Source organism: Pseudoalteromonas sp. GB43, from assembly GCF_054923805.1.
In genome coordinates this window covers 222,655-248,018 of sequence record NZ_JBPCHJ010000002.1, presented here as the reverse complement: position 1 = coordinate 248,018, position 25,364 = coordinate 222,655, and the positions used below count along the sequence as shown (strand labels likewise).

Below are 25,364 nucleotides of genomic sequence, written 5' to 3'. Positions count from 1 at the left end.
AAGCTTTCAAGCTCTCTAGAGACTTCTGTTTTTTTGCCATTAGCATTTAGCGCGTACCCACAATAGCGAGAAAGACTATGGCTCAGTTTGCAGTAATCGGATTAGGACGTTTTGGCGTAACCGCCTGTTTAGAACTTTCAAAACAAGGTCATACAGTGTGTGCCGCCGATATTAGCGAAAGCACCGTTAATCACTATGCCGACCAACTCAGTTTTACCGTGGTGGTTGATGCCAGTGATGAAACACAATTAGCACGGCTCGATTTACCCAGTTGCCAAGCCGTATTGGTGACCATTGGCGAGAATATTGAAGCCAGTATTTTATGTGTATTGCACTTAAAAAACTTAGGCGTAAAGCAAATTTGGGTAAAAGCCTGTACTAAAAGCCACCATCAAATACTAAGTAAACTTGGCGTTGACCGCATAATTCACCCTGAAGAAGAAATGGGCGTGAGGGTTGCGCAAGCGCTTAACTACCCAATGGTTAATCAATATTTCCCGCTTAACCAATCCACGTTTATTGTTGAACTAGGCATTGATCTGCAGCTTTCAGGTCGCAAAATTGGCTGGCTGCTCAAAGAACGTAATAGCGATATTAAACCACTCACACTACGACGTGATGATTACTTCAATACAGAGCTGACTAACGACACCGAACTGCGTCACGGCGATAGTCTGGTGCTACTGGGCTCTAAAACTTACTTAACTAAATTAGCAAAACGGTTTCGTGCATTATGATCAACTGGCAAGCCAACGTTTATCCAAAACAATTTAGCGGTGTAAAGTGCCGTAAGCGGCAAAAAATAAACCCACCTTTAGTGCTTACTATCGGCTTTATTGTGTTAATTATGCTCGGCACGGGCTTGCTTATGCTACCAATGGCAAGCACCCAACCGATCAGCTGGCTCGATGCATTATTTACGGCAACCTCTGCGGTTACAGTAACAGGGCTGGTGGTCATCGACACAGGTACTGATCTGACTGTATTTGGTCAAAGCGTGGTCATGCTGCTGATTCAAATAGGTGGCATTGGCTTTATGACCGTGGCGGTGATTTCAATACTAAGTTTAGGAAAAACCCTAGGCTTACAACAACGCTTACTCGCTAGCCGCGCTTTTGACACTAACGATTTAACCTCGGTGATCAAAGTTGCTAAGTATGTTTTAGTGTATTCATTAGTGATTGAGTCGGTGGCATTTTGCTTACTCTTTATTAGTTGGTTCGATGACTATGGCGCACTAAAAAGCGCCTATCACAGTCTGTTTTATACGATTTCGGCGTTCAATAATGCGGGCTTTGCGTTAAGTGGCGATAGCTTATCGGCATTCAAGGGCGATATAACCGTAAACGTAGTGATCACCGCTTTGTTTATCATCGGTGGTTTAGGGTTTACTGTACTGATTGATATCTACAAACAAAAGCGCTGGTCATTACTATCGACCAATACCCGCCTGGTGTTAATTGCCACCTTAGTGCTCAACTGCATCGCATTTATATTGATTTTTTTCTTTGAACACGCCAATCCGACGACATTAGCGCCGCTATCAACGTCTGAGCAAATATTAACGGCTTGGTTTCAAGCGGTGACTCCTCGTACAGCAGGATTTAATACCCTACCGATTGATGGTTTGAGTCAAGATTCAACGCTTTTGACTATGCTGCTGATGGTGATTGGCGGTGGTTCAGTCAGTACGGCGAGCGGCATAAAACTAGGCACCTTTGTGATCCTAATTTTAGCAATGCGCAGCTATTTAAAACAGCAAACCACGGTTACCGTGTTTAACCGCCAGCTGAGCGACAAGTTAGTGATCAAGGCATTAAGCGTCATGATACTGTACTTATTTATCGCTTTTACCAGCATTATGATCATCACTAAGCTTGAACAAGGGTCGTTACTTGATATCACCTTTGAGGCAATTTCGGCACTCAGTACCGTAGGCCTTTCGCGAGGTATAACTGGGGATTTAAGTGCGCCTAGTCAGCTCATCATCATACTGCTGATGCTGATAGGTCGGGTTGGGTTTATTAACCTTTGCTTATTGTTTTGCTCGCCAGCACAGCCAACCTTTGACCTACCCGACTACCAGTATTCAAATTGGTTAAGTGTACAATTTTGACACTTTTTAGTGTTAAATTTGTGAACTTGAAAAGCACTAAAATAAGTCTACAATAATGACATATAAATATGCCATTAATCATTACTTGAGAAATAAATTGAAAAAGTCAGATGCAATCAAAAAGCTATCAGAATTTGATAAACAAGGACGTTATATTTTTACAATGTCTGATTTTGCAAAGATTTTTTTTGATGATACTAATAGGAGCTTGAGAGCGGGGATTTCTCGACTCATCGATGATGGCTTTTTAATTAGAGTTGCAAATGGCATTTTTATTTACGCTCTTGCTCAGTCAAAAGGAAGTGATACGCTGGAGCTAATTGCAAAAACAATCCGCCGTGGTGAGTACAATTACGTTAGTTTAGAGTCTGCACTTTCAGAGTATGGAATTATTTCACAAATCCCCGTTGGCAGATTGACCATTATGACAACAGGACGCTCGGGTGAATATAAAACGCCTTTTGGTACAATTGAATTTACTCACACTAAGCGAGACCGTTTAGACATTCTAGAAAACACAATGAAAACAGATCGCTCTTTGAGATTTGCAACGAAAAATACTGCTCTAAGGGATTTAAAAAGAGTTGGCCGAAATACTCATTTAATTGCAGAGGAAGCATAAGATGAAAACTGAACAAGAGAACTTTGCGCAACTAGTAAATCTCGCTATGCAAACCACAAATGTTTCTCATATGCGAGCTGTTATAGAAAAAGAGTTATTGCATTACGACATCCTATTTGCTCTCGAAAGAGGTGGATTTCTTGATAAGCTGGTATTTCAAGGAGGTACTTCTTTAAGATTATGTTACGGCGGAAATCGCTTTAGTGAAGATTTAGATTTTGCTGGTGGTAAAGAATTCAATTCATTCATGTTAAAAGATATCAAAGCATGTATTGAAAAGTATATTGGCGAAAGATATGGCCTTGAGGTGACAGTTAAAGAACCGAAAGAGTTAAAAAAAGACCCTAAATACTCAGAATTAAAAATTGATAAGTGGCAAGTTGCAGTAGTAACTGCACCACAAAGAAAGGATTTACCCAAACAAAAAATTAAGTTAGAAGTTGCCAATATTCCGGCCTACACAAAACAGCCTTTACCACTGAATGTGAACTATGATTTTCTGCCTGATGGATACAGCGATACACTGATCTTAGCTGAAACACTCGATGAGGTGATGGCTGACAAAATAATTTCATTACCAGCTACAACAAAGTATGTGCGACATCGAGACATTTGGGATCTTGCTTGGTTGCAACAGCAAGGGGCTCAATTAGATATTGAACTAGTTAAAAATAAAGTTGCTGACTATCAACTTGAGCAATATCAGTCCATGCTTTCTCATTTAATTGATAGGTTACCCGAACTTACCACGAGCCCTGAGTTTATCGGTGAAATGAAACGCTTTTTAGATACCGAAGTATTCGATAGAACTCTCGGTAAAGAAAAGTTTCAGTTGTACTTACAAAACACCCTGACAGAGTTATTCAAGACAGTTCTGTCAAAAATGTTTACCGAAGCTACAGAGCCTGATTTTAAAATGTAAGACCCTGCTACAACTGCTGTAGCAGGGCTTTAATGTCACTGTATCGTTGTTGCTCGCAAAGGCCAAAACCTGAAAGCTGCCTGACTTTATTACGAGTAAATAAAGGCACGCTCATGCCCGCTAAAAAGCGGCACTGAGTATCGATGCTGACATCACTAATCCCTTTGGCGGCTAAGTGCTGTTTAAGCTCTGCAACTTTACTGGCAATCACATTTTGCTCAGGCATTTGATGCACTAATGAATAGCTAAGCTTTACTTGCTGTCCTCTACACACTGAACAATGGCCACATTGCTGGGGTGCATGTTGGTCATCAAAATAGCGGGCTAAGTTATAACTTAAGCAGCTATCTAGCTCAAAAAAGCGCACTAAAGTGGCGATACGTTTAATTTCGGCCTGTTCTTTTTCGATAAAATATTGGTGAAGTTGCGGTGCTAAATCTGCATGGTTTATTACCGAGTTATTCACCTCATACACTTGCGTAATACGTTTAGTTTCAAGGGCTATATGACCTTTCTCGGCCAAATAATCGAGCGCTGCAACCACACGTTTTCTATCAACTTGAGTGGCACGGGTTAACGCATCAAAATTAAGTGTGCCCCAAATTTTCTTAAACTCAGTGTGTTTGAATACCTGTTGTAAAAACGCTTGTCGGTCAGTATCAAACTGGCTAAGTAGCTCGTTTTGATCCGTTAAAAACTTATATTTAAAATCGGCGTAATAAGCATATAAAGGCGTAATAGCCCCTTGCATTTCTAACTGCACCAGTAAGGTTTTTAACGCTAAAGCACGAATATTACTTTCGCTCGATAAGCTGTACTCTTGCATTTCCCACTGGTTGTTCGTTTGTTCGTTGCGAATGTTATTAATGACATAGTCAATCCCACTTTGCTCGGGCGTGTCGGCATAAACAAAGTTCTCAACGGTATTTAAGCCATCAAGGTTTGCTAGGGTAAAACAGTTTGATGGCGCACCATCTCGCCCTGCACGGCCAATCTCTTGGCTATAATTTTCAATCGATTTTGGCAAATCATAGTGGATCACAAAACGAATATCAGACTTATCAACCCCCATCCCAAAAGCAATAGTTGCCACGACGATATTGATTTTACCCGCCATAAAATCATCTTGAATTTGCCAGCGTTTATCATCCTCAAGGCCTGCATGATAATCACTGCATTAAAGCCCGCTCTTGCCAAGCCTTCGGCCACTTGCTCAGCGGTATGCTGTAAGGTGACATAGACAATCCCTGCCCCTTGTTGGCTGGCTATGATATTTGCTAATTGCTGAGGTTTTTCTTGGCTTGCAACACTGAGCACTGATAAATCGAGGTTGCTTCGGTAAAAGCCAGTTTGCACTACACGCTCTGGGGCAATGGCAAAACGCTCACACATATCGCGCTTTACTTTTTTAGTTGCGGTGGCGGTAAGTAGCAATACCAACGGAATATTAAGCTCTTCACGATAGCGCGGCAGTTTTAAGTAGTCAGGCCTAAAGTTGTGGCCCCATTCAGATATACAGTGCGCTTCATCAACCACCAGCATCGAAATAGGCACTTGTTTAATAAATTCACGAAAGCGCTCATTCTTAAAACGCTCAACTGAGACCATTAAAATTTTCACCTTCCCTGCTCGCACATCACTCATTACCGTATGGCTTTGCTCACTGGTTTGGCTTGAATCAAGGCTTGCCGCGTAAATACCTTTGCTATTTAAAAAGCTGATTTGATCTTTCATCAGTGCCAATAATGGCGATACCACTAAGGTCAAGTTGGGTAAGTGCAATGCGGTTAATTGATAGCACAAAGATTTACCTGAGCCAGTTGGAAAAATTGCCAACGACGATTGCTGGTTTAATAACTGCTCAATGGTTTGTTGCTGACCTTGGCGAAACTCATTAAAGCCAAAGTATTGATTCAACGAAGTGTGTAGTGGTGTAGTCATCCTGATCCCTCACTTTCATTCCCTTTTCAGGTAATGATAGGTCTCTTACTGCGAATTAGCCATGTTAACGTGTTTAACTCAATCTCCCAAGGCCATTGATATAACTAAGCGCACTATATTGTTCTTAACAGGTACTGACAAAACCAGTAAAAAGGCGCACAATGGGCGCGTTGCCATGGGGTATTGATGGATGGACTTGCAATACCTAAGCGCTTTTTCGCAAGAGTGTTTAGGTATTATACTTTTGAGGGCAACGTAATGATTAACCAACCTCCTAAAATCGTGATAATCGGTGGTGGCGCTGGTGGCTTAGAACTAGCAACACAATTAGGACACAAACTCGGGAAAAAACGTCAAGCAGAGATACTTTTAATCGATAAAAACCGCAGCCACATTTGGAAGCCGTTACTTCATGAAGTAGCGACGGGGTCGATTGATGCCGATTTAGACGGCGTTGTATACTCAGCTCATGCAGCAAAACATCATTATAATTTTCAACTCGGCAGCTTTTGCCACTTAGATCAAACCAACAAAACTATCACTTTAAGTGAGTTAAAAGACGAACTTGGCCACCGAATTTTACCCGAGCGCCAAGTCAGTTATGACTACCTTGTACTTGCTATAGGCAGTGTTAGTAACGACTTTAATACCCCAGGTGTTAACAAGCACTGTTTTTACCTTGATTCAAACCAACAAGCTGAGCGCTTTCAGCATGCTCTACTCGATAACTTCACCCGCTTACATCAAGATGACGACCCACAACATTCTTTAACCATTGCCATAGTGGGAGGTGGTGCAACCGGGGTTGAGCTGTCGGCAGAGCTTTATCATGTGTCAGACATGCTAAAAATGTATGGCCTTAATAAAATGACCGCGAAACGCTTACACATTGATTTAATTGAAGCGGGGCCGCGAATTTTGCCCGCATTACCCGAGCGCATTGCAAACTCAGCTAAGCGTGAACTGGTTAAATTAGGAGTAACAGTCCGCGAAGGCACGCAAGTAAAAGAAGCCACAGAAAACAGCTTTATTACCAAAAACGATGAACATATCAAAGCCGACATTATGGTTTGGGCTGCGGGTGTAAAAGCACCTGATTTCATTAAAGATATTGGTATCTTTGAGCTCACCCGCAATAACCAAATTAAGGTGAACCAATATCTGCAAAGTAGCGTTAACGACGATATTTTTGTGATTGGTGATTGCTGTGCATTTACTCAAGAAGATGGCACACAAGTGCCACCCAGAGCACAATCGGCTCATCAAATGGCGCAATGTGTTGAAAAAAACCTTATAGCTACACTCAAAGACCAGCCTCCGAGTGCCTTTACCTACAGTGATCATGGCTCTTTAGTTAATTTGTCACGCTACAGCACGGTAGGCAGTTTAATGGGCAACCTAACCAGTAATAGCTTTTTTATAGAGGGTAAAATAGCGCGATTTATGTATATTTCGCTCTATCGTATGCATCAACGTGCTATCCATGGCAGTGCAAAAACTTTTGCACTGTGGATCAGCGAAAAAGTACTCCGCGTTGTTAGGCCAAAAATGAAACTGCATTAAGCTACGGCATAAAGCCGGCAAATTAGTTGTTTGTCGGCTATTTATGCACTTCGTCCCTAGGTAATTGACATCACTCTACAAAGTCATACACTTCAAGCAAGATAGATCCATGGATTGAAGATGAAAAAAGGTATTTCGCTAACCGTTTTTGCAGTGCTTTGTGCCTGTGGTACTTTACCTGATATTAGATAAACCCACACCCATCGAAGCGATAAGCAATGAAGTCTCGACATCTTCTGCTACTGTCGCTGAACAAAAAAAGGCTACGAGCCTCTTTAAACCATCAAATCAGCCTAATAGCAAAGCAACAGAGCTGGCTAAACTCAAGCTAGCCAAACGCCAGTGTAAGCAACAAAGTTTAAAAGCCACTCAAGCTGCAGCTGATCACAGTCAAATAGAAGCAGCGATTAAACAAGCACTAAAAGACGGCGACTCCCTTGAAGATATTTTAAGTTATTCAGAGCTGGTGAAAATATCCTACCGTTCATTTAATACCTTAGTTATTAACGCCATCAAACAAAATGCAGAACAGCAATTTCAATATGCCTTATCAGTTGGCATATTAAAAAACTGGCAAGGGCTTGAGGTCATTGATTATTTTGATATAGATACAATCAATCAACTAACGGCAATTGATGGACCCCTTAGTCAAAATACTGGCTCAATGATGTTTAATGTGCCATTACCTGAGCAAGTAAACAAAACAGCATTGTACAAACTATTGGATAACAACGATGATTTTAATACCTATTTAAAAACGCCGTTTAAAATCGGCCCATCAAGGCTCATTTCACCATCTATTTTGTTTCTTGTTAATGCTCATGCGCTTAGTTTAACTGAGTTTGAAAACGCGATATCTAGTAAAGAGTTTACTGTTAACGACATTGCTGTGGCTTTAAAAAGCAACTTACCTAATGATTATTTAACAGCACTGATCTCTCAAACAGCACAGCTAAACGGCTCGCCTACAGCAATGAGTGATGACTTTATCGATGAACAACTGTATTTAAACCTTGCAGATGTCGCTGTGAGTGAATTTAACGTGCCAATTTTAAAGTTATTAAGTGAACGAGGTATTGAGCCCACTAATCAGCCAAATGTATTTACAGCGATGGATATTGCCATTGTAAACCTAAAGGGCAGCTCAAATAGCGAAGTGCAGCCACTAGAGGGCAAACACATAGAAACACTAAGTTATCTAAAAAATAAGGGTTATCGAGCTCACGGCGAGCTTGTACGCGACACACCGAACGATAGACTACTGATGCTTAAATCTTCATTCTTACCGAGTAGCCTTTTATTTGTTGGCGACCAAATTGCTAATGATGCTTTTTCTCAGTTTATAGATTTAAAGCTAATCCCAAATAACCTAGCATTTAAACGTAAAGAAAAAGATAACTCTGCAATATCAAAAGCACTCAGCGCCTACGAACTACAAAAACAGCAAGCCAAAAAAGTATCTCCTGAGTGTGAAACGATAGATTAGCGGATTTATTCGCTAGAAGCGATAAAAACACGCTCTCAAGCACTCGAAGAATTAGAAACGCTCGAAGCGCAACAAGGCTTACTAACCCTCGACACCCTTCAAGCCATCGACCCTGTACAAGTTCATAATTGGCAATTCTTGCATTCAAATGAGAATAAATATCAAACCTCAACGCAGTATCAAACCTATAAAGAAGCAATTGTCGAAAAAGACTTTAATACTGTTGCAACGATTACCCAAACAGCAAAGCTCAGTACCCACCAGACAAATATGTTGCTTGCAGCAACAATAGAAAACGCTCAACAATTGACGTCTATTTGGCAAAACAGAGTCGCTCCAACTGCACCTGAAAATCTTTATCTATTTACTAAGTTACCATTAGCACAATGGCAAACATTAGCTGATAACGGCTTTGATTTTTCATTAAAAGACATGCAAAACAACGATATGTATTTTTATGCAAGCATGCATTCAAAAGAAGCCGTTAAGTTTTTAATGAGCCTTGCAGTTGCGCATGACTTTTCTAAACCTGGGCTTGATATTCTCGACCAAGCACTGGAGCAAAGCTATAACACACAAACCCTCGCTGACTATATGCCAAGCGCATTAAAACTTGTTGACCAGTATGAGCCTAACCACTTTCGTCGTGCCGAGCGTCTAAAAGTTTTTGTTCCTGATGTTTATGAAGAGCTTATTAAACTTGCGCCAAAACTTGCACCCAAAGATGGCACTGTAATGAATAACTATCAGTACAGCGCTTATTAAGCTCCTTACCTATTTGAGCCGTAAATTAACCTATCTGTTTACGGCTTAGCCGCGTATAATGCCCACTTTTTGTGGGGCGCAAAAATTGAATATTATTACGCTAAGCGTTTTGTCGCTTGCAATGTCGACTGATGCTTTTGCAGCTTCAATCACCAAAGGCAGTACACTTAAAAACCCTCGTGTTCTGAGTGCAATCAAGCTTGGTTTATTGTTTGGCTGTATCGAAGCTATCGCACCGATTGTTGGCTGGCTGATTGGCAGTGCCGGTGCAGATTACGTTGAAGCCTTTGATCACTGGATTGCTTTTGTGTTGTTAGTGGGTTTAGGCATTCATATGTTGCTTGAGAGTCGTAAAGAAGATGACGACGATGAAGAGGAACTTGCACCGAATACCAAGCGCTCTTTCATTGCCACACTACTAACTGCCGTTGGCACTAGTATCGATGCTATGACAGTAGGTATTAGCCTTGCTTTCATGAAAGTGAATATTTACTTAGCTGCCGCCATGATAGGCCTAGCAACCACAATTATGGTTACCATCGGCGCGCTACTTGGTAACGTAATGAGTGGCTGGGTAGGCAAAAAAGCCGAAGCAATTGGCGGTGTTGCACTTATTTTTATCGGCTGTGGCATCCTATACAGCCATACCATGACTTAAACTAATAGCTTATCAAACTCTTCTTTGGGCATGGGCTTATAAAAATAGTACCCCTGCCCAAGTTCACAGCCTAAATCGATCAACTTATTTAGGTGCTGTTTTTCTTCTACTCCCTCGGCAACAATTAATAGACTTAATGAATGAGCTAAGCTTGTTATTGTCTTGACTATATCCATACTCTGCGAATCAACCATCATGTCTCTAACAAATGATTGATCTACTTTTAAAACATCGACCGGAAAAAGCTTTAAATATGAAAGACTGGAATAACCCGTTCCAAAATCATCAATCGCAATAGTCAAACGCCAAGCACCGCTAAATCATTCAGCATGCTCTTAGTTACTTCAAAATCTTCCATTAACGCACTTTCTGTAACTTCTAATTCGAGCAATTCACTCGGTAAGCCCGACATTTGGAGAGTTTGCGCCACAAAGTTGCAAAAGTTTTTATCCGTAAACTGCTTTGCTGAAATATTGACAGCAACCTTGATACGAAAGCCTTTATCTAACCACTCCTTTGCTGCGTAACAACTTTGCTTTAAAACTGACTCACCAAGAGCGTTAATAAGTCCAGTCTCTTCAGCTAAAGGAATAAATTCAACTGGCAATATAATTTGATTATTAGTATCTCGTAACCGAACAAGTGCTTCAACACCGACTATTTTTTGTGAACCCAGTGCGACCTTGGGTTGATAATAAACTTCTATCTTGTCGTTTTCTATCGAAGTACGAATCAGTTTTTCAACACTTTGGCGCTGTTTAAACTGATGCTCTAAATCATCTGAGTAATAACAAAAGCGATTACGTCCTTGCTCTTTCGCTTTATACATAGCGGCATCAGCATGAGTCATCATATCTTCTGCTGTCACTGATTCTCTAGGATAAATGCTAATACCTACACTCACTGACAAAATATAAGGTTGTTCATCAATTTTGAATGGTTCACTCATTGTATTAATGATGTCAGTAGCAATCACATCAATAATTGATGTTAGCTTTATTTCAGGGATTAATATCGCAAATTCATCACCGCCGATCCGCGCTAATGTGTAGTTTAAATCAATTAAAGATTCTAATCGCTTCGCAACAAGTTTAATTATTAAATCACCTTGTTGATGACCAAGTGTGTCATTCAAGTATTTAAAATGATCAATATCAATTAAAATTAAAGCAACTTGTTGCTCCTTACTCTTGGCTACTTTGCAAGCATGGGAGACTCTATCATAAAGCAAGACTCGATTAGGCAAGTCGGTTAGTAAGTCATGATTAGCAAGGTGACTCATTTTAACTGCCATTGCCACTGACTCACTAACATCGTGAAAAACGATGATCCCACCACTGACACGACCATCATCATCACGAATTGGCGCAGCAGAATCTTCGACTCGATAAACACGGTTATCTAATGCTGTTAATTGGGTATTTAACGACATAGCAACAATACGATTTTCTCGCAAAGCAAGTAGGATAGGATTAACTAGGTTTTGTCCTGAATACGCATCAGTCAACTTCATCACGTCATCAATATGTTTTGCCTGAGCCTGCTGTGCTGAATAACCCGTTAGTTTTTCAGCAATGGGATTCATAAACGTAATATGGGCTTCGTTATCTGTTGCGATAACCGCATCACCAATCGAGTTGAGCATTACTCGCAATCGCTCAGACTCAGCAGCTAATAACTTTTTAGTGCGCTTAATTGATGTTATATCCGTAAGCGTCAATATAACGCCTACCGCTTGTCCTTCATGAAATTGTAAATTAATTTGTGCCCTAACATGCTCAATATTATCGCTCGGATCGACAAACGGTACATTTAACACTTCCTGCGGCTTTTGCTCTTCTAAACAATTATGCAAAGCAAGGTATAGATTATCAGGAAGAATATCTTTAGCTCTGTGACCAATCATCTCATTGCCACTTACGGCAAACCACTGACAAGTCATGTCATTATTAAAAAGGTTTAGCTCTTGCACTGACCAATAAGAAATAAATACAGGAACTTGAGCTATTAGTGCCGCAACGTCATCTTTTGCAGTACTTATTTGCGCTTCCTGTTGCTTCATTTTTAGATGATTTACTATTCTCAACCGACATAGATTTAAGTCTACAGGCTTATGAATTAAATCAACCCCACCATTCTCAAAACTCTGATACTCAAATATTTGTTCATTATGCGAGGTGACAAAAATAACGATTGATAGGGCTGTTAGTGGGTTTTGTTTAATTGCTTTGCATACTTCGAAGCCATTCATATTTGGCATTTCGATATCAAGTAAAATAATATCGGGCCTGAATGAAAATGCTACGCCTAAGGCTTCAACTCCTGACGCACATCCAATAACTTCACCTAAATCACCAAGAGCCTCAGTCATCACTAATAGACTTGTAGGTTCATCATCAACAACGAGTATTTTACTCTGCCGATTATTTAGATGAGAAAAAAGCAAGACTATGACCTCAATTAATGTAACTAAAAAAACTCTAGTCCTATCTCATCAGTAGCGCCAATAAAAAATATAATTTTCCATTCTTTAGTTGTAGAAATTCTAAAAATTCAGTCTATGCTTAATCAACACTCAGGGAGAAGATAATTTGCAATCTAATGAAGTAAATAACAACAAACTGATTGATGATTCCATCATTTTGATAGTCGATGACGAGCCAATCAATGCGACTGTCATTGAAAGTTTACTAGCATCACATTTTAAAACCCACACGATTAATTGTGGTGAAGAAGTGATGTCTGTTTGTGACTCTATTAAACCCGATCTAATATTGTTAGATGTCATGTTAGGGTCTATGAGTGGTCTTGATGTGTGTAAAGAGCTAAAAGCTCACCCTTCTTATAAAGATATTCCGGTTATATTCATCACTGCAATTATGGATTAAGAAGATCAAAACCAATGCTGGCAAGCAGGCGCTGTGGATTTTGTAACTAAGCCAGTCTATGGTGTAACCCTTCTAAACAGAGTGACTGCACACCTGACATTAAAGAAACAAGCAGATCTTTTAAAACAACAGACACAGCAAGACAGCCTAACGGGATTAAAAAACCGCCGTTCTTTAAATACGACTCTGACGCAAAATCTATTACTTGCGAAACGTCATAGTCAGGCACTATCTGTGCTGATGATCGATATAGACTGGTTTAAACAATACAACGATCAGCTTGGACATCAACAAGGCGACAACTGCTTAATAAAAGTAGCTACAGAAATCAAAAATAGTATTAACCGACCAACAGACACAACTATTCGCTACGGTGGTGAAGAATTCCTCTGTATTTTACCTGATACCGATATTCAAGGAGCACAGTTTATTGCTCATAAGCTATTGGCCAACATTAAAAATCTAGCTATTAAACACCCAACTACAGAGTCAGGAATAGTCTCTATAAGCGTGGGAAGCGCAACACTGTCAGATGATAAAAATTTTACTCCAGAAAATTTAATCAACAGTGCAGATACAGCGCTATATCAGGCTAAACAACAAGGAAGAAATCGCTGCGTTTGTATTATCGCAACCAGTGAATAATTTAAATTTTTGTAGATTTTTTCAAAATGACATAACTATAAAGGCAAATAAAAAATGAACAGTGAGATGTCAGGGAAGCAGCAAAAAACAGACTCGAAAAGCGAAAGTTTAGAATTGAACCATTGGAATAAAAAAGCGGCACTTTACCGACTCATGAACAATGAGGTCTTGCTCATTAGAGTAAGCAAAATGTTTTTAGATAGTTCTCATGTCAAATTAGCATCACTATCTCAGTCCATACAGAACAGAGACTTTAAAACAACTACATCAGCCAGTTATTCACTTAAAGGAGCCTGCGGCGATTTAGGTGCTACAAGATTAGATCAACACCTAAGCGAATTAATTGTATTAATCGCCAATGAGCGTCACCCTTTTGAGGAGATACAATCGAAATTATTTGAAATAAAAAAAGACTACCAAGTATTACTGACAATCTTACAAAAATACACCTCTTGATAAACCACTTAGTTTTAATTTAGCAACCACGTTAGCGTAGCATCAAAAATGCTTGTCTAGGTGAATCTTTGTCTTCAAATTTTCATAAAGTGGGAGTATGTTTATACAAACCACTAAAGGAATGACGCTATGACCGCTAAAACGCTGATTTTCAACTTTGATGGCACAGGCAGTGAGCCTCGTGATGCTGAACAATTCAGCGCCGCACATTTCAAAGAAGACGCAAGTATTTCTAATATTCTTAAACTTCATTTATTGTTTGGCGGCGCACTCAATAGCGAACCCGCAACACCATTTCCAACTCAACTTAGCTTTTATTATCAAGGTATAGGCACCCAAGGTAGTCGCTTTCGACGTTTATTCAATCAAGCCCTTGCGCCAAGAGGTGATGATGTTGCCAGCATTTTAAACCGGGCTATGGGCGACTTTAAAAGCTATTACAATGTAGGCGACAAGGTACTTCTAACTGGTTTTAGCCGCGGTGCTGCTCTTGCTAGGCGCTTTGCCAAATGTTTAGAGCCACTTATCAGTGATGATGTGTACTTATGTGTATTCGATACCGTTGCATCAATAGGCTTTTCGAAAGTAACAAAAGCAACCCGCGGTGCTGAGCATGTCATTTTTGAAAACTACACACTAGCAAGCAATATAAAAGCTGCCCTTCATTGCGTGGCACTTGATGAAAAACGCCGTGCATTTGAACCCACACTTATAAACAGTGCACCGCATGTGCAAGAGATCTGGTTTGCAGGCGCCCATTCTGATGTGGGTGGCGGCTATTATCGTGATGGCTTAGCAGACATTTGTCTGCGCTATGCGATTGAGTGGCTGATTGAACAAACCGTTGCATTAAACTTACTTACCAGCGCGGATATCAATTACAACACTCTGCTCCCAGAAGAGCATCGTAACCTCATTGCACAAGATGATGTAACCGTTACCCCAGATCCGCTGGCTCTTAGTCATCAGCAAAACTATTTTTGGTTTAACCCGTTGTTCAAACTGGTAGATCGCGAATGCTGTGTATTGGTTGATAACGAACAAAGCACGCTCGCACCAACCATTCATTACACAGTAGCAGAGCGCATTAATCGCCTAACGAGCTATCGTCCGGAGTCGTTAAAAAGCCTTCATTACGATGTACTTTATAGCGATGAAACCCGCTTGAAATTTAAAGGCTTAAGCCCACATATTGCGCTTGATAAACAAAATATGACGGTGTTGGGCATAGACGAAAGTAAAGATGTGTTTGTGTATGGCGCTGAAAAGTACAATCACACAGGCTTAATGTTAGAGCAAGGTGGCACGTACCGATTTACGCCTTACCCAGAGCAAACTTGGTATGACGACGGCATTAGTTGCGGACCTGCAGGTTGGCACCGCGACAATATCCAACTTGGGGTGAAAGAAATCCCAATGACCGTGCTTGAACCGTTTAGACGTTTACCCCACGCACAATGGTTTGCGCTAATTGGTGCTATCGATAACAACGACGATCATTTATTTGAAATTGCTGAGGGTGCTGATATTCGTATTGCTAAATCAGGTGAGTTTTGTCCTTTTGCCAACGACCTAAACCGCTTTTATGGGGCGAATGCGGGGCGAATAAAATTGCGTGTGACTCGTTTAGGATAATTTAGTGATTAGGCTAGCTTAGTGCTTAACATAGCGAGCGATAATCTCGGTTATCGCTTGCTGGTTGTTTATAATTGCTGAGTTAATAGCTGCTCTGTCTTCTGCTAAAAGGGTTGTTTCACTCAGCATAAAATGAACGCTGTCATTATTGACAATATACGGATGCAACTCGATCCCCTGCTGGTTATTTTTTTGAATTAAATATAAACCGGCTAATTCATCATCAACAAAAAAATCGACCCGCTTAGCAACCAGCATAGCTAGCCGCTGGCGCAAAGAGGGTACAGTAACGAGTAGCTCTTTATACTTTGGTTCTTCTTTTAAATGAGTAAAGTCAGATCCAAAGTAGCTCCCGCTGTTAGTTAAAATAACTTGCTGATGTTCGAGCAAACCTTGCAAGTCTAAAGACTCTAACCGGCCATGAGGATACCAAAACAAGCGCATCACTTCATTACGGTAAGGCTCTGAAAAAAAACTAAAAGAGTCACGCTCTGTGCTATAACTTGCGGCAGGTAGTAAATCGACTTTACCGTGTTTAAGCTCTGTAAACCCGCGTTTAGATGAAGGCATGACGACGTATGTTGCACAAAACCCTGCCTCATTTAGTACTAAGTTGACCACATCGATATCTATGCCGGTGAGTTCACCGTTTTGCGTAAAGACATAAGGCGCCCACTGCTGACTAATTCCCACTTTTAAGGTTTTATCGCAGCTAAATACCGAGTTACTAAATACAAAAACGGTAAGTAAAAACAACACGCTTAACCTCATTTATCCACCTTAGCTTAAATACTTACAGATCATATTATTCAAGTATGGTTGATAATGCCTGAAAGATCAGTGTATGAAATGAGAAACAGAAAGTTAGTAAGTTTTAAGGGGAAAGTTCCGAAATGCGAGGTGGCAGCCCGTAGGACTGGCTTTAGCCGGGAAATGTCTTAAGTTAGCGAGTTTCAAGGGGAAAGAGTAAAGTTAAGAGATTCGAGGTGCGAGATACGAGTCTGTAGCAGAGTTTTTACATCACGCCCTAGCACCTAAACCCCAGCGCCTATGTTTTCCCCCGTAGGCGTGAAACTTGTTTCGCGCGTCTGAAGATAAGAAATTTGAAAAGGTTTACATGGATTATGTTGGGTTTCACTCCGTTCTACCCAACCTACTTCCCCCACAAAAAAGCAGCCATGCGGCTGCTTTAAAGGGAAATCACATTTTAATGATGGGCATTAAATGTGGTTATTACACTTAAAGTGCTTTCCATACATCCGCGACGCCTGGCTCGTCTCCTTGAGTCCACCATTTCGCTTCGTATTTATTACCTTGGTGAGTGACTTGGTCACCACCGTTATAGATACCCGCAGCTTGCCATACAACATCACCGTTCCCATCTGTTGGTTGTGAGCTAGCTTCCCATGGTCGCCTAAATCAGGGCGGTCACCCTGTGTCCACCATTTAGCTGTGTATTCTATGCCGTTATAAATCACCGTATCACCACCAACATAAGTCGCCGCTGCATCCCATGTGGTTTCACCATCTGGCGGAGTTGTTGTACCAGAATCTGTCACGGTAACATTAAAGCTCACTGCAGTCGCTGTTTGCCCATCGCTTACTGATACCGACACAACATAGCTTGTATCAGCATCAACGCTGCCCGCTTGTAAGCTCACATCAGCACCTGAACCCACTAACGTTAAACCTGCTGGCACTGTCCAGCTGTATGAGAGTGCATCGCCATCAGCATCAGATGCCGAAACCGCCACAGCCACACTCGCGTCCTCTGCTACGGTTTTATCTGCAATTGCCGCAACAACTGGTGCTTGGTTCTCACCTGTTGTTGGTGCTACAACATTAACAGTGACGTTACGGCTTACACTTGCCTCACCATCGCTCACACTCACAGCAACCGTGTATTGCGTATCAGCAGTCACTGATGGCGCTGTGATAACAAGGGTATTTGAATTTTCACCGCTTACTGTTAACGCGCTGTCAGCTGTCCAGCTAAAGCTTAGCGGATCGTTATCAGCATCTGTTGCCGATGCACTAATAGATACACTTTCGCCCGCATTCACAGATACGGTACTTGATACAGATAGCACCGGCGCTCTATTGCTAGGCTCAGTTACTGTGCCACCAAGCGCTTCGTGCATAGCGTTAAGAATATCGCCATTATCAGCGTCAATTTCCCATGCAAACAGACCACCTAGATTATATTGATTAACATAAGCACCTTTTGCCAAAACAGAACGACGGTTATCGTATGTAATTAATTTACCGTTACTGCGGTTCCATACATAAGCGGCTTCGGCTTGTTCGTCATAACCTGTTTCAAACCCATTGATGCCATTTTCTGCAGCGCCCAGCATGTAAGTTTTGATGCCTTTATAATCAATTACACCATCTTCCCATACGCCTTGCGCTGTAGTGCCTTTAAGTTTGCCGTTGCCCGGTGCTGTCATAGGGTTATCAGCGATAGTGGCATTTTCTGGATAAACGCCTTCCCAGCCACGGCCATACATAGCGGCACCTACCACGATTTTCTTCGATGGTACGTTTTGCGCAAGTAGATTTTGCACTGCGTTATCAGTTGTGTAAGCAGGGCCTTTATATGGAACGCCTTCTTCATCGACACCTGTTCCATCACACTGACCAACACGGAAATGCGATGAACAATAAAGCGCAGCCTGATGGCCTGTTACATTACTCCATGCACCATAATAGTCGTAGCTCATTAAGAAAATGTAATCCATATATTGTTGAGCTTGTGAGTAGTCGACATCTTCAATTTTGTCGTAACCCGCACCAATCGCTGATGTTAATTCATACTCACGACCTGTCTCGGCTTCAAGCTTATCAAGCATTGCGCGCAGCTCTTGCATTAACGCAACGTATGCAGGGCCGTCAGCAACTGGGTCGCCTAAGTTTGGATTAGCACCCTGACCACCCGGGTATTCCCAGTCAATATCAACACCGTCGTAGAACTTCCACGTTCTTAAAAACTCTTCCATTGATGCCACAAACGTGTCGCGATTTGCTTTATCGGTAAAGTAGGCAAATGGGTCTGATAAAGTCCAACCACCCACTGATGGTAAAATTTTCAGATCAGGATAGCGCTGCTTTAACGCCATTAACTGCGAATATGTACCACGAATTGGGTCATTACTATCAACACCCGGTAGCGCTTTTTGAATCGCAGCCCATGGGTCGTGGATCACCACTTCAAAATCTTGCGAACCCGCACAGGCAGTATTTAGCGCGTTTTTAGGCCCACCTGTTAACGAATCATTAGGTCCACAAATTGGAATAAACCCATACAAGATATGACTGAGGTTTTGTGCTGGTATATTGGTTACGTCGAAATCGCGACCATAAATACCCCATTCAACAAAGTAGGCACCGGTAACAAGGCCGTCTTTGGTACCAATATCTTGGTTGTTTGGATCATAATCCATCGGCAATGGCGCTAAGTGACCGCCATCTGTATCGGCAATAACAATTGGCTTACCTTCACTGCGAGCACAGGTGGTACCGCCTTCACATAGTTCTACATATAATGTGTGACGACCTGCTTTATCATACGGGAAGCTAATAACACCACTTTTAGTGCCTGCTGCCAGTGAGCCTTCATTTACTAGCATATCATCGAAGTACACTTTATAGCTGTCGCCGCCATCCCCACTCCATGCGTTCCATTCAATGCTGATAGTGACTTCATCAACGCGGTTCACCAAGCTCTTGTATGAGCCTGTACCTTCAAGATCAACCTCAACAAATGAGTACTCTTGTGGCTCCCAAATAATGGTTGGTGTTGAAGGTGCTGCATTCGCTGCACTTGCAAAGAGTGCAACACCAATGGCTGCGCTTAATTGTTTTATATTCATGATTCTCTCTTATCTGTTTTTATATAGCGTTACGCTGTTATTGATAAAGTTTGAACTACAAAACTTTAGATTTCTGTCCATACTTGGCTGGCACCCGGTACATCTCCTTGGGTCCACCACTGCGCTCGATAGCGCTGTCCTTGATAGGTTACTTCGTCGCCGCCTTGATAGGCTTTGCCGCTGTTCCACTCGATTGATGCACTGCCTGATTCAAGCTGCCATGCATCACTACTGTCTGGTTGTGCGCCTTGGTTCCACCATTTCGCACTGTAAACTCCGCCGTTAAAACTCACTTTATCGCCCGTGTTGTATTGGCTTGTGCTATTCCAAGCAGGCACGCTCGGATCAACTGGATCAGGGTCGACCACAGTGCTATTGAGCACAGTCACGGTAAAACTTACTTGGCTTGTGAGCTCGCCATCTGACACCGATACTCTTACGGTGTAGCTTGTATCAGCATCTACAGAGGGGGCATTTAGCGTGATGTTGGCATCGCTACCCGTAAAGCTCAGTGGTGCAGGTACATCCCAGCTATAAGTTAATGTGCTTTGTTGATCATCAAAGGCGTGTAGGTGTATCGCGGTGCTGCTTTCTTCTTCGACTTGAAGGTCATCTGGTTGATGAATAATTGGCGCGGTATTGTCAGGAGCCGCTTGTACGCTTAGTGCAAAGCTGTAATTTGCATTCGTTGTAAAGACCTGATTAGTCATTAAATCAGACGCATCAAAGGCAATATCTCCAGCGCTATTTTGCACGCCAATATTAACTAAGTGCGCGTAATTAAGGTTTAACAGTGCTGCAAATTCAGCCTGCCAATTAGCTTGGTTATCAGCTGTGATCTGCATTTGTTGAGTGAGTAACTCTTGGCCATTTTCATCAAATAACCTCGCTGACACTCTACCGCCAACCTCAGCGTCTTGTCCTTGACGAACAAAGTAGCTAATTGCTGCCCAATCGGTTGGCTCTGTCGGGGTCGCATCGCTGACAATATTAATATCGCTACAGTTGTAGAAGCCTTCGCCACCGGCATCATCTCGTTGCCAACGCGTGTATAAAATGGCATCGCCACTGCGCCCTTGTGGAATAGATACGCTCATTTCATAGTAACAACCGTTGTTAGCATCAATGCTAAAATCAAGATTACCGTACTCTTCAACAAGCTCTAGGTCGTCCCAAGTAAGCACTTGAGTCGCACTATCAAAGCCCGGTTTTGTTAAATAAAACTGCCAGAAACTCGGGTTATGCGGCGTACTTGCTAAAAAACGCACTAAAATATCGCCATTCGCATTAGGAATAACCTCACTGCGTTGCCAATGCGCTGAAGGTAAATCCATACCGCGTTTTTCAGGGTCGCCTGCGGCACATAATCGGCCATCAGGCACGCTTTGCTTTACTGCATCAAGGCTTGTGTAATCAATGGTATTAGCTGAAAATTCAATGTCTTGAACAAACTGTACATGCCCTGCTTCAACAAACGCTGCACGACAAGCTAGGTTAGGAATACCACTGCCATCAGCAGGCCACCAGTACCCACCATCAGCATTACATATCGCTTGACGAGCCTTCGGGCTTTCTAAAAATCCGTGGGCATTCACATGGCTTGATGCACAGGCAAGCAGCATGCTGGTTGCCACTGCCGATAAAGACAATGCCTTTGATTTCATTACTTTCATTTTTGTTCTCGCTGTAGAAATGCGGAGCAAAGTGCTTGCTCCGCTTAGTTGGTTAAAGCGTGCAATTCACCGTCCAGTCAGCAGATGTGCCTGGCTCTGTGCTCGTCCACCACTTTGCTTCGTAAATCACGTTGTTGTGATTCATTAGGTCGCCGCCAACAGCGTGGCTTGGATTACCAGCCCAGTCAGTTTGCGGCCAATTTGGATACACAGGGATGCTTGCTACATCAACACCGTTACAGCTTCCCTCGCCACCCGTATTACCACCCGTATCGCCACCCGTATCACCACCGGTGTCACCGCCAGTATCACCACTGCCAGCTGTGCCATCTGGTAGCATTGGGTATTCGTATTTGAAGGCATAGGTTTTGCCATTTTTCTCAATGGTGAAGTTAGTTGGCCCCGTAATTGGCATGTAGTACATAACTTGCGCCTCAACGGTTTCACCTGTGTTAAATGACTTTTCGATACCGCCCCACTCATTCACTAAGGTGATTGAAAAACGATGAAACTCATTTTCAAAGCCGCCGATATTATCGCCAGCCGCATTAGAGCCATTTGCTTCAACAGCCATACCGAGCTTTTCTTGTGCATTCCAATTTGATTTGAAAATTGCCGAGGTAGAAACGGGCACATCAAAGCTGATTTTCGCGCCGCTTAAGTCGATATCTGAGTTATTGGTGAATGCGAATGTAGGTGCGATTGGGTAGTTATCATCACCAATTGGGAAGTCTTTCACTGTAAAGCTTACGTCAACCGCTTCGCTTGGCAGGGTGAAATCAACATTGCCTTGATGAGTGTTGTAAGCCACACCACTTTGGTTAAATTTATCGTAAGCAAGTGTGGTTAAGCTTGAGCCCATGAAGTACTCACCTTTCGCTGAGTCATAATCATAGTCACCGGCAAGCTCCCAGAACATGATGCCGCCAAGGCCATTGTTGATAACATAATCAACTTTGGTTGCCATTGATTGCTCATCTTCAATTGATAAGAATACCTTTTTCTCTGCATTCCATAGCCATGGAGCAACCGCTACATCATCGTAAAAACGTGTATAAGTACCCGTTAATACATCATCTGCATCAGTTTCTGGCGTTAGACCATAGATTTCAAGGTAAGAAGGGTTAATGCCATTTTCAAGATTTTTCGCATGCCATAGTGGGTTAGAACCTGCTGGCATTTCTTCACCAACATCGTTCTTATCGTGCCATAGGTTATCAATGCCGAGTGCGCCATTACCGCATTGATTTTTCTCACCAACGCCAGTCCCTTTCGCACATTTTGATTGATCTGGCAGCGCTGCTTGGCCCCATAAACCATTAGTACCACCGGATACATCTTTAAAGCCACGGGTATAATATGGAATACCAATATTGATTCGACCTGCAGAGACCGCACCGCGGAAGTAACGCACAGCCCAATCCGTATTTAAGTAGCCAATTCCTTCAAACTCAGCGGTGGTATAAACGCCCCATTGCGCTAATTCAGAATCAAGACCGGTATCAAACAAGGCTGCGTTATGGCCTACATGTGAATTCCATGCACCATGTAAGTCATAAGACATAATGTTAACGTAGTCGAGATACTTCACGCTTTGGAATGTTTCCATGCCACGTAATAAGTAACCTGAAGATGGCGAAGCAATCGTTAGTAAGTAATGTTTACCTGCCTTTTCACCTGCAATATCAAGCTCTTCACGTAGTTTTTGCATCAATACACGATACGAGGCGTTAAGACCTGCGCGACGAGCATTAGAAATAGGAAAATCATCAGGGTGGCCTGAGTCATTCATTGACGATGGGTATTCGTAATCAATATCGACACCATCAAAACCGTAGGTTTCAATAAACTCAACGGCACTTTTCGCAAAGGCATCAATCCCCGCTTGGTTCACTGAGCCATCGGCATTGGTTGTCATCGTGTAGAAACCACCGCTGTTTACGCGAGTACCGTCTTCACCAAAATAACCACCTGTTTCAGCCCAGCCACCTACAGAGATTAAGGTTTTTACATCTGGGTGTTGTTTTTTGAATTTATTGAGTAAGTTAAAGTGACCTGTGTAACTAAAACTTGGATCCATTTCAGCGCCTGTAACGCCCGGCCAAGTCATGTTTGTCGCTGGGTTGCCAGCTGCATTTGGATCACCAATCGAGACCTTGTTATTACCATCAACATGCGCAAAGGCATAGTTGATATGGGTGATCTTGTCCCAAGGAATATCGTTAACTAAATAGCTTGGCTGACCATTGGCACCATTTCGCCAACTCGTAAAATAACCAATAACGCGGCGTGGATGATCTGGGCCCATTTTCTCGCGGCCATTTGCATCATACACGCTACAGTATGGGGTATTTACACCCGGCGTTTGGTATAAACCTTGCGGTTTACAATCTTTGCCTGGCTCTGTTGCTTCAACAACATTCACAGCTTTGCTTTGTGTATCCGTCGCGCCTTCGTTATCGGTCACCGTTAAGGTAAATGAAAATTGCCCAAGTGCTGGAGCCTGCCACGTGTAACTTGAAGAAGCAGCACTTGCTTGATGAACTTCAGTGCTGTTTTCAGTTAACGATAACGCGGTCACATGACCATCGCTATCAGTGCCAGAAAGCGCAAACACCACACTGTCACCCACCGTTACTTGTGACGGCAGTGAGCTAAATTCAATGCTTGCCACCGGTGCTTGGTTGACCGGCTCAACGTCATCAGACACATTCACTGAATGTGCAACCGCTGTAGAGGTTAACCCTAAATCATCCGTTGCGACCGCGCTGATAACATGGCTGCCTTGGGTTGCTTGCCAGCTCGCTGAATAAGGTGCGCTTGTCACAACACTCAGCGAAGTACCATCAACAAAAAACTCTACACTTGCCACACTACCATCAGGATCAGCAGCGATCGCACTTATGACAACGCTGTCACTTGTGGTAAATAAAGAACCCTCTGCGGGTGTTAAGCTGCTAATTTGAGGTGCTTGATTTTCACTGACAACGCTGTCACAAACACCCAATAAACGCCACTCTTGATCGACACCAGAAGTCTCCACAGGGTTGGTTTGCGTCCACCATTTGGCTTCATAAGCGCTACCTTGTGCTTGAACCTGATCACCACCAACATGTGTTTGCCCTTGTTGCCACACTTCTAAGTTGCTGCAATCAATCGCAGCCTGTGCTGTAAAGCCGTATAAACCTAGTGACAGCGCACTCAGTTTAAAGGCATTTTTTATTAATTTATGCGAGCTCATTCGCTCCCTCCGCCCAAAGTTTCAATAACATTTATTTTACAAATCCAACTTTAAAGTAACACAAAGCACTGTTACGTCAAGCTTGCATTTACCCACAAAAGGTAAAATAAACACACTTTTTGATGCAAAATTTAAATATAGGCACTAAAAAAGAATTAATTATTTTTATTGAAAAGCAAAAACGAGGATGATTCTACAGAGTAAAAATGAACACAAAATTAACAATAAATTAACCACAAAAGTACGGTTTATCTGGTTTGCGCACAAAATAGTCAGAGGTTATGTGAGGAAAAACAAAAATAATTACCGTATCGATTCTGGGTATATAACGAATAAATTAGTTTTCAGGTAAAAATTTCTATCAAAATTGGGGAAAATTTATTCTTAACACGAATTTTAGTCATAAAAAAAGCAAACACTCAGTGTTTGCTTTTCACAAAAATCCTATTTGATCACAACTTAATTAAGCAGCGATTAAATAGGACTCTCGTCCTGCATGTTTAGCCTTACGTTGATATGCACCTTTACCTTTTTTAGGTTTCTCTACTTTTGCTGTGAACAGCTTAGATGTCACCATTGCGGCGTACACATTGTCGTTGATTACACCACGACCAGTATCAACTTGGCCTTGTGCGCGTTGTTTCTTTTTGCTCATTTTTTGCTCCTATTAAACGTGCTGCGAGTATATACCTAGCCAAGCTCTACGCAAGTATTTTTAATAAAAAAACGATGATTTTTTACCCCTTATTTTGTCTTACTCGTTTTGACTAAACACCATTCCTTGTTGTCATTTTACTGACTAAATTCGCTTTTTGATTGCATTCACTACCTAACTACTGGCAAAACTAGCGAAACCATCCATAGTTAATTAAAAACAAACA

At 42.0% G+C, this 25,364-nt stretch carries 17 protein-coding genes and 3 pseudogenes; 12 read left to right on the top strand and 8 right to left on the bottom strand.

What is annotated here, in order from left to right; translation table 11 throughout:
* The first annotated feature begins 77 nt into the window (after window positions 1-77).
* The 4 genes and pseudogenes from ACRWSG_RS18400 to ACRWSG_RS18385 all read left to right on the top strand — a co-directional run bounded on the left by ACRWSG_RS18400 (window position 78) and on the right by ACRWSG_RS18385 (window position 3,660).
* Complete coding sequence (locus tag ACRWSG_RS18400; protein ID WP_462167124.1) at window positions 78-737, top strand: potassium channel family protein; 660 nt, start codon at window positions 78-80, stop codon at window positions 735-737.
* A pseudogene (locus ACRWSG_RS18395) lies at window positions 734-2,102 on the top strand (TrkH family potassium uptake protein). Before ACRWSG_RS18400 ends, ACRWSG_RS18395 begins: the two are co-directional and overlap by 4 nt.
* Before the next feature lie 69 nt (window positions 2,103-2,171).
* Window positions 2,172-2,738: a type IV toxin-antitoxin system AbiEi family antitoxin gene (gene abiEi, locus ACRWSG_RS18390; protein WP_235372680.1), complete on the top strand. Its 567-nt coding sequence runs from the start codon at window positions 2,172-2,174 to the stop codon at window positions 2,736-2,738.
* Between the two features lies 1 nt (window position 2,739).
* Window positions 2,740-3,660, top strand: coding sequence for a nucleotidyl transferase AbiEii/AbiGii toxin family protein (locus ACRWSG_RS18385; protein WP_187489864.1), 921 nt, complete (start codon window positions 2,740-2,742; stop codon window positions 3,658-3,660).
* Window positions 3,661-3,667: 7 nt separating this feature from the next.
* Here ACRWSG_RS18385 and ACRWSG_RS18380 read toward each other — a convergent pair.
* Window positions 3,668-5,601 (bottom strand): annotated as a pseudogene (locus ACRWSG_RS18380) (RecQ family ATP-dependent DNA helicase).
* 258 nt (window positions 5,602-5,859) lie between these two features.
* Here ACRWSG_RS18380 and ACRWSG_RS18375 point away from each other — a divergent pair.
* The 4 genes from ACRWSG_RS18375 (at window position 5,860) to ACRWSG_RS18360 (ending at window position 10,073) form a co-directional block, all read left to right on the top strand.
* Window positions 5,860-7,164 (top strand): NAD(P)/FAD-dependent oxidoreductase, encoded by a 1,305-nt coding sequence (locus tag ACRWSG_RS18375; protein WP_462167123.1) that lies wholly within the window; start codon window positions 5,860-5,862, stop codon window positions 7,162-7,164.
* Between the two features lie 160 nt (window positions 7,165-7,324).
* Entirely contained in the window at window positions 7,325-8,650 is a 1,326-nt protein-coding gene (locus ACRWSG_RS18370) for a hypothetical protein (protein ID WP_462167122.1), read from the top strand.
* Between the two features lie 138 nt (window positions 8,651-8,788).
* Window positions 8,789-9,415 (top strand): hypothetical protein, encoded by a 627-nt coding sequence (locus ACRWSG_RS18365; RefSeq protein ID WP_462167121.1) that lies wholly within the window; start codon window positions 8,789-8,791, stop codon window positions 9,413-9,415.
* A gap of 85 nt (window positions 9,416-9,500) precedes the next feature.
* Entirely contained in the window at window positions 9,501-10,073 is a 573-nt protein-coding gene (locus tag ACRWSG_RS18360) for a manganese efflux pump MntP (RefSeq protein ID WP_462167119.1), read from the top strand.
* Here the strand turns inward: ACRWSG_RS18360 and ACRWSG_RS18355 are convergent.
* Together ACRWSG_RS18355 and ACRWSG_RS18350 are read right to left on the bottom strand one after the other, a co-directional pair.
* The gene (locus ACRWSG_RS18355) at window positions 10,070-10,375 is read right to left on the bottom strand and encodes an EAL domain-containing protein (RefSeq protein ID WP_462167117.1); all 306 of its coding nucleotides are present in this window, start codon (window positions 10,373-10,375) and stop codon (window positions 10,070-10,072) included. The two genes, ACRWSG_RS18360 and ACRWSG_RS18355, sit on opposite strands and share 4 nt — an antisense overlap.
* Window positions 10,372-12,519, bottom strand: coding sequence for a diguanylate cyclase domain-containing protein (locus ACRWSG_RS18350; protein ID WP_462167116.1), 2,148 nt, complete (start codon window positions 12,517-12,519; stop codon window positions 10,372-10,374). The genes ACRWSG_RS18355 and ACRWSG_RS18350 overlap by 4 nt, the downstream gene beginning before the upstream one ends.
* Before the next feature lie 145 nt (window positions 12,520-12,664).
* Between ACRWSG_RS18350 and ACRWSG_RS18345 the strand changes: the two genes are divergently transcribed.
* The 4 genes from ACRWSG_RS18345 to ACRWSG_RS18330 all read left to right on the top strand — a co-directional run bounded on the left by ACRWSG_RS18345 (window position 12,665) and on the right by ACRWSG_RS18330 (window position 15,697).
* Window positions 12,665-12,961 (top strand): response regulator, encoded by a 297-nt coding sequence (locus tag ACRWSG_RS18345; protein WP_462167114.1) that lies wholly within the window; start codon window positions 12,665-12,667, stop codon window positions 12,959-12,961.
* 33 nt (window positions 12,962-12,994) lie between these two features.
* Complete coding sequence (locus ACRWSG_RS18340) at window positions 12,995-13,606, top strand: GGDEF domain-containing protein (RefSeq protein WP_462167113.1); 612 nt, start codon at window positions 12,995-12,997, stop codon at window positions 13,604-13,606.
* A 54-nt stretch (window positions 13,607-13,660) separates the two neighbouring features.
* Window positions 13,661-14,062 carry an Hpt domain-containing protein gene (locus tag ACRWSG_RS18335; RefSeq protein ID WP_199528804.1) on the top strand — a complete coding sequence of 134 codons (402 nt, stop codon included), beginning with the start codon at window positions 13,661-13,663 and terminating at the stop codon, window positions 14,060-14,062.
* A 129-nt stretch (window positions 14,063-14,191) separates the two neighbouring features.
* Entirely contained in the window at window positions 14,192-15,697 is a 1,506-nt protein-coding gene (locus ACRWSG_RS18330) for a phospholipase effector Tle1 domain-containing protein (RefSeq protein ID WP_462167111.1), read from the top strand.
* 18 nt (window positions 15,698-15,715) lie between these two features.
* On the opposite strand, the gene ACRWSG_RS18325 is transcribed toward ACRWSG_RS18330, so the two are convergent.
* The 5 genes and pseudogenes from ACRWSG_RS18325 to arfA all read right to left on the bottom strand — a co-directional run bounded on the left by ACRWSG_RS18325 (window position 15,716) and on the right by arfA (window position 25,138).
* Window positions 15,716-16,468 (bottom strand): substrate-binding periplasmic protein, encoded by a 753-nt coding sequence (locus ACRWSG_RS18325; RefSeq protein ID WP_054553453.1) that lies wholly within the window; start codon window positions 16,466-16,468, stop codon window positions 15,716-15,718.
* Between the two features lie 468 nt (window positions 16,469-16,936).
* A pseudogene (locus ACRWSG_RS18320) lies at window positions 16,937-19,569 on the bottom strand (glycosyl hydrolase family 18 protein).
* Window positions 19,570-19,634: 65 nt separating this feature from the next.
* Window positions 19,635-21,242: a lytic polysaccharide monooxygenase gene (locus ACRWSG_RS18315; RefSeq protein ID WP_462167110.1), complete on the bottom strand. Its 1,608-nt coding sequence runs from the start codon at window positions 21,240-21,242 to the stop codon at window positions 19,635-19,637.
* A 52-nt stretch (window positions 21,243-21,294) separates the two neighbouring features.
* On the bottom strand, window positions 21,295-24,483 hold the full coding sequence (locus ACRWSG_RS18310; RefSeq protein ID WP_462167109.1) for a glycosyl hydrolase family 18 protein: 3,189 nt from the start codon (window positions 24,481-24,483) through the stop codon (window positions 21,295-21,297).
* 463 nt (window positions 24,484-24,946) lie between these two features.
* On the bottom strand, window positions 24,947-25,138 hold the full coding sequence (gene arfA / locus ACRWSG_RS18305) for an alternative ribosome rescue factor ArfA (protein WP_054553449.1): 192 nt from the start codon (window positions 25,136-25,138) through the stop codon (window positions 24,947-24,949).
* Window positions 25,139-25,364 lie beyond the last annotated feature (226 nt).